General features: G+C 75.4%; 4 protein-coding genes. 2 read left to right on the top strand and 2 right to left on the bottom strand.

All coding sequences use genetic code 11. From position 1 onward, the window contains the following. Positions 1-104: 104 nt before the first annotated feature. Entirely contained in the window at positions 105-332 is a 228-nt protein-coding gene (locus ACFV0G_RS38875; RefSeq protein WP_380558485.1) for a hypothetical protein, read from the top strand. A 39-nt stretch (positions 333-371) separates the two neighbouring features. Here the strand turns inward: ACFV0G_RS38875 and ACFV0G_RS38870 are convergent, their stop codons facing one another. Further along, complete coding sequence (locus ACFV0G_RS38870; RefSeq protein ID WP_380558482.1) at positions 372-671, bottom strand: hypothetical protein; 300 nt, start codon at positions 669-671, stop codon at positions 372-374. Continuing rightward, positions 668-910 carry a hypothetical protein gene (locus tag ACFV0G_RS38865; RefSeq protein ID WP_380558479.1) on the bottom strand — a complete coding sequence of 81 codons (243 nt, stop codon included), beginning with the start codon at positions 908-910 and terminating at the stop codon, positions 668-670. The genes ACFV0G_RS38870 and ACFV0G_RS38865 overlap by 4 nt, the downstream gene beginning before the upstream one ends. A gap of 140 nt (positions 911-1,050) precedes the next feature. On the opposite strand from ACFV0G_RS38865, the gene ACFV0G_RS38860 reads away from it, so the two are divergent. Then, a complete protein-coding gene (locus ACFV0G_RS38860) occupies positions 1,051-1,812 on the top strand; it encodes a GntR family transcriptional regulator (RefSeq protein ID WP_380558475.1) in 762 nt (253 codons plus the stop codon). The last annotated feature ends 101 nt before the right edge of the window (positions 1,813-1,913 follow it).

The following is a 1,913-nucleotide window of genomic DNA, read 5'->3' as shown; positions in this document are numbered from 1 at the left end:
GTGCCGGGGCCGGTGCGGGGGTCGGCGTCCGGGGCGCGCGGGCCGCGCTGCGCGCCACCGCCTCGCGCCCGGGGCCCGGTTCGGCCGTCGCTATGCTGGGCGCCATGCAGGCCACCGCGTTCACCTTCGATCCCGGCACCCGGACGGGCTCCGTCCTGCTCGACGACGGCACCCCGGTGCCGTTCGACGCGGCGGCCTTCGACGCCGGCGGCCTGCGGCTGCTGCGGCCGGGCCAGCGGGTGCGGATCCGCACCGAGGGCGCCGGACAGGCCCGCCGGGTGGTCTTCGTGACGCTGCAGTCCTTCCCCGACCCGGCGGACCCGGCGGCCTGACCGGCCCCGGCCGACCCCGCCCGTGCCCCGGAGCGCTGTTCAGCCGCGGCCGGGAGGCGCGGGCGGCACCGGCACCGGCACCGGCACCAGGCGCACGGCGTGGGTGCGCCCGGCCATCGCGAAGCTGAGGCCGAACTCGCCGTCCCTGGCCAGGAAGGCCTCCACCCGCTCGACGGCGCCCGGCCCGAAGAAGTAGCGGTAGGCCTCGAACTGGGACCAGCCGAGCGGGAGGACGCGCAGGCTGTCCCAGAGCGCGTCGAGGGCGTCCGGCAGTCTGCTGAAGGTGGCGGGTTCGGTGACGTCCTCGATGGACACGGTGAAGCCCCGGGTGCTGCTCACGGCGCCGACTCCTCGTCGATCTCGGCCCAGACCCGCTGGGCGGTGGTGCTGAAGCGGTGCCCGTAGCGGTCCGCGGCGGCCAGCACGTCGAGCACCCGGCGGTGCTCCTCACCGGCCAGAGCGGCGGGCAGATCGGCCTCCACCAGGTAGCCCCCGCCGGGGCGTTGGCGGATCCGGGCGCGTGTCCCGGTGACCGCGGCGAGCCGGTTCGCGAGCTCAAAGACCCTGGTGGTTCGCACGCAACGACTCTCCCCGCGAGCACGTGATCACGCATAGTAAATCTAAGGCATTAGATTCCACCTGATGCATTAGATTGTCAACGCTGGATCACCCGTCCTGCCGACCCGGCAGGGTACGTGCCTGCCACCGGGAGAGTCGGATGCCCTCACAGGAGCCCCCGTACCTGCGGATCTCGGACGACCTGCGCCGAAGGGTCACCGGGGGCGAATGGCCGATCGGCGAGCGGCTGCCCTCCCGCGCCCGGCTCGCCGCCGACTACGGGGTCGGCGCCAACGTGCTGCAGCGCGCCCAGGAACTGCTCATCTCCGAGGGCCTGCTGGAGGGCCGGGCCGGCTCCGGGACGTACGTCCGCTCCCCCGCCGAGCGGCACCCGATGGTGCGCTCGCGCCACCGCTCGCTGCACGGTGCGGCCCCGTTCGCGCCCCGCCCCGGCACCGCGGACGCGGCCGGCACCTGGGACGCCACCAGCTATGCACGCACCCCCGCGCCGGCCCGGATCGCCGAGCGCCTCGGCATCGCCCCGGGCGATCCGACCGTGCGCACCTGCTACGAGTTCCTGCTGGACGGCCGGCCCGTCCAACTCGCCGAGAGCTGGGAGCCGATGGCCGTCACCGACGGCACCCCGGTGCTGCTGCCCGAGCTCGGCCCGCTGGCGGGCGCCGGCGTGGTCGCCCGGATGGCCTCGATCGGCATCACCGTCGACCTCGCCGTCGAACGGCCGCGCCCCGCCCGGGCCGGCCAGGAGCAGGCGCACCTGCTGGGCCTGTCCGCCGGGGACCTGGTCACCCTCATCGAGCGGACGTACCTCGACACCGAGGGCCGCGCGGTGGAGACCGCCGACCTGGTCGTCCCGGACGCCCGCTGGGACATCGTCTACGAGCTGCCGGTCGACGGCCGCTGAGGGCGGCCGCGGGAGGCCGTCCGCGGACGCGACAGAGCCGCGCCGGCCCGGCCTGGATAGGCTGGGCGCATGACAGGCGAGCTGCTCGACCGGGCCCTCAT

The sequence above is a fragment of the Kitasatospora sp. NPDC059571 genome (assembly GCF_042735675.1).
Lineage (GTDB): Bacteria > Actinomycetota > Actinomycetes > Streptomycetales > Streptomycetaceae > Kitasatospora.
This window is presented reverse-complemented; position numbering and strand designations above follow the sequence as displayed.